The sequence below is a fragment of the Bifidobacterium sp. A11 genome (genome assembly GCF_000499185.1).
Taxonomy (GTDB): Bacteria; Actinomycetota; Actinomycetes; order Actinomycetales; family Bifidobacteriaceae; genus Bombiscardovia; species Bombiscardovia mizhiensis.
Genome location: NZ_AWUO01000020.1, coordinates 1 through 7157 on the forward strand (window position 1 = coordinate 1; position 7157 = coordinate 7157).

Below are 7157 nucleotides of genomic sequence, written 5' to 3' on the forward strand. Positions count from 1 at the left end.
TCCGGGTACGTGTTGCGGTCGGGCATCTTCACCCTGACCGGCGCATACCGGGTGGTGGTCGTCCCGTCGCCGAGCCGGCCACTGCTGTTGTCTCCCCATGCGTAGGCGTTGCCGTCGCTGCCCAGGGCCAGCGAATGACCCCATCCGGCGCTGACCTGCACGTAGGTGTAATCCTTGGGCAGGTCCGGATACGTGCTGCGGTCGGGCGTCCTCACCATGACCGGCGTATTCCGCTTGGTGGACGTCCCTCCGTCGCCGAGCTGGCCGTAGCCGTTGTCTCCCCAGGCGTAGGCGTTCCCGTCGCTCCCCACCGCCAAGGAAAAACCATGGTCGGCGTCTTTTGGTCCGCTGATCTGGCTGAACCTGATGCCTCGGCTGGCGCTGTCAGGCGGGGTGATGGTCGTGGATTCCCTGCCCAGCTGGCTGCCCTTATCAGGGCTGATGCTCCAGGTGTTGTTCCGGCCTGCGGGCGACCAGTGGGCGGTCAGGGTGAGATCCTTGTCGACGGGCCTGCTGAAATCATAGGCGACCTGCCCGATGAACCACCCGTCGAACAGGAAACCGTCACGAGACGGGTCGGGGGAGGGGCGCTTCACCCTGCCGTTCGTGGTGGGGAAACTCTGGTCTGCTGGTTCGGGTTTTCCACCGTCCGTGTCGAAGCGGACCGTGAGCGTGGATCGTGGTTCGGTGTCTCGTGTCAGCGTCTGGCCGACTGTGTATTTGAAGTTTCTGGTGAAGGGCCGGCCGTCCTGCCTGCCAGCGATGAGGATGACGGCTTCTCCCGGCTTGCGGGCGGGCATGTCCGTCTGCCATGAGTCGTTGTTCCTGCTGAGCGTCAATGCTTGGCCGTCCATGCTGGCTGTTTCCAGGATGGGCGCCTGTGTGGTGTTGAGCCTGGCTGGCCTGCCGGGCTGGCCCTGCTTATCCAGGCTCCAGGTGAACATGTCGCCCTTCGTGCTGAAGGCGGTGATCCTACTGCCGGTGCTTGAAGCTTGCACGTATGACTGATTCCCGTTGTCCGCGCGCTTGGGCGCTTCGCCCGGCTTCCAGGACCATACGTGGCCGTCCTTGCCGACGATCATGGCCTGGTTCTTGTTGGCGGTGATCCTGCTGGCTTTCATGCCTTCGGGCAGGTTGACCTGGATCATGGCGGTGGTGCTGTCGGCCAGGTAATAGGTGTGCCCGTTCGTGTCCAGGAGGACGGACCCTTGGTTGAGGGCTTGGGCTTGGACGGTGCGCATGCTCGGGTCCTGTTTGATGCGTGCGGGTTTGATGTTGCCGCTGTTGTTCGCATCCCAGGTCCAGGCCTGCCCGTCCGCGTCCACGATGAGGGCCCGGCTGTCGGAGGCGACGGCGGTGACGGCCTGCGCCTTTTCGGGCAGAGTGGTCGTGGTCTGCTTTGTGAATTTCGGGTTCAGATCCTGGCTGTCAGCATCGGTCGCCTGGTAGGCGTGGGCCTGTCTCTGCCGGTCCACGGCCAGGAGTCGGTCATTGTTTAGGCTGATGCTGGTGAACCCGGCATCCTGGCCGGTGTTGAGAATCGTGGGTGTGTCCTCTTGGCTGTTCCATGTGTAGATGTGCTGGTCGGATCCTAAAGCTGCGTGCCGTCGGCTGCCGGCTGCAACCTGCAGGTAGCGGAACCCGTCGGCGGCCTGGGCGGGGGAGGGAACCTGCTTGGTCGTGCCGTCTTGTGCCCAGACGTAGATACGGCCGTCGCCGGTCAAACCGACGGTCTGCTCTCCTGCGGCTTGGACGCTGACAAATTGAGGTTCCTGAGTTTTGGGCGGGCTGATAGTCAGCCGGGCTCCGGACGCGGGCCCATGGTCCGGGCTTAGTGTCCAGTCTGTGGTCTTGGTCCACAGGGCTTTCAGAGTCGTGTCTTGGAGGATTGGGGTCTGGAAGTCGAAAGGCTGGTTGTCGAGTGTCCACCCGTCGAATCGGAAGCCTTCACGCACTGGGTTCTGTTGTGGGGGAGTGGCGAGGGTGCCGGTTTTCACACTCGCTTGGGTGGGTTTGCTGCCGTCGGCCGGTTCGAAGCGAACTGTATGCGAAGTCTTATCATCTGTCTTTTCGGCTGATTTAGCAGGAGCGGAGTCTGTACTGCCGGTTGTTCCTGTCGTCGATGACGGGGTGTCTGGACTTGGTGTTGCGGAACTTAATGGTGTGGTGGTTTGTATTGGTGAGGGTGTGGGTAGTGGTGTGCTGGTTGCGTTGCTGGAGGAAATGCCGTGGGTTCCGTCAGCTACGCGAGGGGTCTGACCGACCCCCCCCCCGGTGAGGATAGGAGCGTCCGCCTGGGCGGATGCGACGCCCAGGCCTGCCAGCAGACTGATCAGGACGGTCATCATCGCCAGTGTGCGACGCAGACGGGAAACCGGATGCATGAAACCAAAACCCCTTCACCAAACACCAAGCGGAATCAACACCGCCTGCCTAATAAAGTTCTGTCTATCGGAAAGCCGTGCTGCCTGCCAACGCCAGCCCTGCATCGGATTACAGGAGCCATGGCGCAAGCCAGTCGTCTTCTCGACATCCCCCGCTTTTCACCCTACCACCCAGTCCGCAGACAACACACAAGCCAGAACCAATCGTCCGGCGACAATGAGCGTGGCAATTGGGGAAAAGCGATTGTTTACGAAATTATGAGGTTGTAGGGAATGAACGGCGACTTGCCTGACTGAGTGCTGTAAGCTTCATATGTCGGCCTGTCTGTGTTTCTCTGTTTCTCTCCTTTTCCCGAATGTGGGTGTGCAGCCTGCCCTGAACTCCAGCAGATAAAAGTGTGGTGGGGGTGCGGGAGGGGGTGTCGGCTCTCTTGAGGTTTAAGCCTTGATGGACACGTTCCTCCCTGTCCCCTCCCCCTGTGTAGGCCGGGGGCGGGGGGATTGATACACCGCCCCCGGCCTCTCTTACTCGTGCGAAGCTTGTGACAGTTGGCGTGTTTCCCTCCGGTGGCGGCGGGATGCCAGCACCCCACCCATGCCGGTCATGCCGGTGGCCAGGGCCAGCAGAATGCCCTCACCGCCGGCCTGAGGGAGCACGCCTGCAGGTGTGTACGTGTATCTGAGGGACGTGTCGGTCAGTGTGTTTCCCGCGCCGCCCATCGTGTAGTCGACGCTGACCGTGACCGTGCCTGGCAGATGTGCAGGCGTGAGCACTGTGGCGCTGTTGCTGTTGCTGACAGGAGTCAGATGTGTGCCAGGGCTGGTGTCGAACTTGGCTGCGGCGATCACCGGCTGCGGGTTGAACATCACCGACACGGGAACTAACTTGCCGTTGGTGGTACCGTCGCCGAGCCGACCGTTTCCGTTGTTTCCCCAGGCGTACACGTATCCGTCACTGCCCACGGCCAGCGAATGCCAGTATCCAGCACTGATCTGTGTGGCTTTTAATCCTTTGCTCGTATCAGTAGGGTTGGCGGGGTCACGCACGGGCACAGGAACATACGAATCCGTTTTTGTGTTGTTGCCGAGTTGGCCATACCAGTTGTATCCCCAGGCGTATGCGTATCCGTCGCTGCCCAGGGCTATCGAATGCCGGCCTCCGGCGCTGACCTGTACGTAGGTGAAATTCGTTGGCAGGTCTGGATACGTCTTGCGATCAGGTTTCTGAACCATGACCGGCGTATATCTGGAGTTTTGGCCGTCCCGTCGCCAAGCTGGCCATACGTGTTGTCTCCCCAGGCGTACGCGTTCCCGTCGCTGCCCACAACCAGGGAGAATGAACCAGTGTTTGAGCTGCTGATCTGGTTGAACTTGATACCGTTTGTATTGGTTGGTGGGGTAATGGTGGTCCTTTCACCGCCGATTTGGCTGCCCGTATCAGGGCTTATTGTCCACTTGCTTGACGACCAATGGGCAGTAAGTCTGAGGTCCTTGGTTACAGGCTTGCTGAAGTCGTAGGCGACGTTGTCGATGAACCATCCGTAGAACTGGTAACCATTGCGCGTCGGGTCGGGGGAGGGCCGCTTCACCCTACCGTAGGGGTAGCCGACTTGCTGGGGTTGGGGTGCCCGGCTTCCTCCTGCTGTATCAAAGGTGATCGTGGGGGTGGAATCCTGTTGAGCATCCCTTAACAGCGGCTGGTCGACGGTGTAATTGAGGCTCTTGGTGAAGGGCTTATCGTCCTGCATGCCGGTGATGGTGATGATGGCCGGCCCGGGATCGCGGGCGGGGACATCTGCCTGCCAGGCATCGCCGGTTTTGCTGAGTGTCAAGTCTTGGCCATCCAGGCTGGCTGATTCCAGGGTGGGCGCTGTGGTGGAGTCGATTTTTGCCGGCTTGCCGGGCTGGCCGTGGGTGTCGATGCTCCACTGGTATAGGCTGCCCTGCCTGTCTAGGGCGGCGATTCTGTTGCCGATGCGGACTGCTTGCATGTAGTGCTGGTTCCCGCTGTCTGCGCGCATGGGCGCCTCGCCTGGCTTCCATAACCATAGGTGCCCGTCTTTGTCTGTGATTATGGCTTGGTCATTGCTGGCGCTGATCCGGCTGGCTCTCGCGCTTTCTGGCAGGTTGACGGCTTTGGCGCTGGTCGTGCTGTCGGCCAGGTACCGGGTCTGCCCGTCAGCGTTCAGCAGGAGCAGCCCCTGGTTAAGGGCTGCAGTCTGGATGATGCGCACACCCTGATCCTGCATGATGGGTGATGGCTTCGTGTTTCCTGCCTGGCCTGGCTTCCATGACCATGCCTGCCCGTCCGCGTCCACGATGAGTGTCCGGCTGGGGGAGGCGACGGGCAGTGTCGCCTGAGCTTGCCCGGGCAGGCTGATCGCGGATTGCTCAGTGGGTTTCATGTTCCGGCTGTCGGCCTGGCTGGCCTGGAAATTGTGGACACGGCCCTGCTGGTCCACTGCCAGCAGCCGGTTGCTGCTTGTGCTGATGCTGGTGAACCTGATGTTCAGGTCAGTGTCGAGGATGGTGGGCGTGGGCTGTTGGCTGGTCCAGGTGTAGATGTGCTGGTCGGATCCGAGGGCCGCCTGCCATTGGCTGCCGGCTGTGGCCTGCAGGTAGTGGAATCCGTCGGGAGCTTGGGCAGGGAGAGGAACCTGTTTTGGTGTGCCGTCTTGTGTCCAAATGTAGATGTTGCCGTCGCCGGTCAGGCCGACAAACTGGCTGTTTGCCGTGTGGATGCTCGTGTAATAGGGTTTTTCCTTGTCGGGCGGACTGACGGTCAGCTGTGTATCTGAGGAGGGTCCGTGGTCCGGGCTCAGAGTCCAGTCCGTGGCCTTGGTCCAACGGGCGGTCAGCGTCGTGTCTTGCAGGATGGGGGTCTGGAAATCAAAGGGAAAGCCGTCACGCGTCCACCCGTCGAACCGGGAGCCCTCACGTTGCGGATTGTTCTTCGGAGGTGAGGCAAGGTTCCCGGTTTTCACTGTCGCTTGGGTGGGATTGCTCCCGTCGGCTGGGTCGAAGCGCACCGTGTGCGCGGCCTGATCATCTGTCTGCCGGGATGGCCTGGTTGAAGCGGAGTCTGCACTGCTTGGACTGTCTATCGGCGATGACGGGGTGTTTGGGCTTGATGTCGTGGGGCTCAGGGGCGAGGCAGTTGTCAGAGGCGAGGGCGAGGGAAGCGGCGTGTCGGTTGTGCTGCTGGGAAGAGTGGCGGGGGTTTGCTTAGCTACGCGAGGGGTCTGACGACCCCCCCCCCCCGACTAAACATAGATTCAGTACCAGCGTCGGTTTCAGCTTCGGCTTCGACCATGCCCAAGCCTGACAGGAGCAGCAGAAGAATAATCACGAACGTCAGTGAACCCGCTCGGGAGCCTATACGCATGACTTACAAACCTCTTCCCCAACAACAGGCTTGCCTGCCATCTGTTATTCCCCAACGGCTGGCCAACACCACTGCTACGTCTTACTTTCAGAAGAGTCTCTCGGCCATTCAAGGCTGATCTGGCGCCAATTGCGCTGATGCAGTCAGAAGACGAAAGACCCCTCAACATCCCCAAAAAAATCATACCATCTGAACCTATAGGCATCGGCCAAATCCCCGTCCAGGCGGTTGGGAAAGAGCGACTGCTTATAGTAATTATTTGGGATAGAGAAACAAACAGCGGCCGGGCTGGCTGGGGGCTGTCAGGCCTTTTGGCTGGCCTGGCCGTGTTTCCTCCTCTCCCAAGCAGAGGCGGGGGCGTGCATGCCTGCCCTCGGCTTCTGCCTGCAGGAGTGTGGTGGGGGCGCGGGAGGGAAGTGTCGGCTCTCTTGGGGTTTGAGCCTTGATTGACACGTTTCCTCCCTGCTCCCCCTTGATGGGCCGGGGGCGGGGGGATTGATACGCCGCCCGGCCGCTCTTACTCGTGCGAAGCGTGCAATAGTCGGCGTGTTTCCTGCCGGTGGCGGCGTGAGGCGAGGACCCCGCCCATGCCGGTCATGCCGGTGGCCAGGGCGAGCAGGATGCCTTCCCCGCCGGCCTTGGGGAGCACGCCTGCGGGCAGGTACGTGTATCGAAGGGAGGTGTCGGGCGTTTGGGGTGCGCCGCCCAGCGTGTAGTCCACGCTGACGGTGACCGTGCCCGGCTGGTGTGCGGGCGTGGTCACGGTCACGCTGCCGCCATCGCCGCGCGTCAGCCCTGACACGGGGGTCTGGTCGAACCTGACGCCGGTGATCACCAGAGCCAGGTTGAACGACACCGGCACAGGAACAGTCGAGTCTCTGGTGGTGCCGTTGCCGAGCTGGCCATTGTCGTTGTTTCCCCATGCCCAGGCGTTCCCATCGCTGCCCACGGCAAGCGAATCATGGTATCCGGCGCTGACCTGTGCGGCTTGCAGTCCTTTGCTCTTGTCGGCGGGACTGGCGGGGTCGCGCACGCGCACAGGAACAGGATTAATAGCGGAGCCGCTGCTGTTGTTGCCGAGCTGGCCAGACAAATTGCATCCCCATGCCCAGGCGTATCCGTCGCTGCCCACGGCCAGGGAATGGTCCAATCCGGCGCTGACCTGCAGGTAGGTGAAGTCCGCTGGCAGGTCCGGGTAGGTCTTCCGGTCGGGCGTCTTCACCCTGACCGGCGTATACCGTGTGGTGCTTGTCCCGTCGCCGAGCTGGCCATTGCTGTTGGATCCCCAGGCGTAAACGTTGCCGTCGCTGCCCATGGCCAGGGAATGATAGTATCCGGCGCTGACCTGCAGGTAGGTGAAGTCCGCTGGCAGGTCCGGGTAGGTCTTC

At 61.5% G+C, this 7157-nt stretch carries 4 protein-coding genes; all 4 read right to left on the reverse strand.

Annotation, left to right across the window (positions count from 1 at the left end; genetic code table 11):
* Positions 1 to 2384, reverse strand: a 2384-nt coding sequence (locus P273_RS09700; protein WP_253269606.1) for an InlB B-repeat-containing protein, incomplete at its 3' end; no start/stop codon positions are given.
* 525 nt (positions 2385 to 2909) lie between these two features.
* The gene (locus P273_RS10260; RefSeq protein ID WP_367379024.1) at positions 2910 to 3617 is read right to left on the reverse strand and encodes an RCC1 domain-containing protein; all 708 of its coding nucleotides are present in this window, start codon (positions 3615 to 3617) and stop codon (positions 2910 to 2912) included.
* A complete protein-coding gene (locus P273_RS10265) occupies positions 3527 to 5368 on the reverse strand; it encodes an InlB B-repeat-containing protein (RefSeq protein ID WP_367379025.1) in 1842 nt (613 codons plus the stop codon). Before P273_RS10265 ends, P273_RS10260 begins: the two co-directional genes overlap by 91 nt.
* A gap of 918 nt (positions 5369 to 6286) precedes the next feature.
* Positions 6287 to 7157 (reverse strand): hypothetical protein (locus P273_RS0108975; RefSeq protein WP_024628105.1); only part of this gene is annotated, 871 nt, incomplete at its 5' end.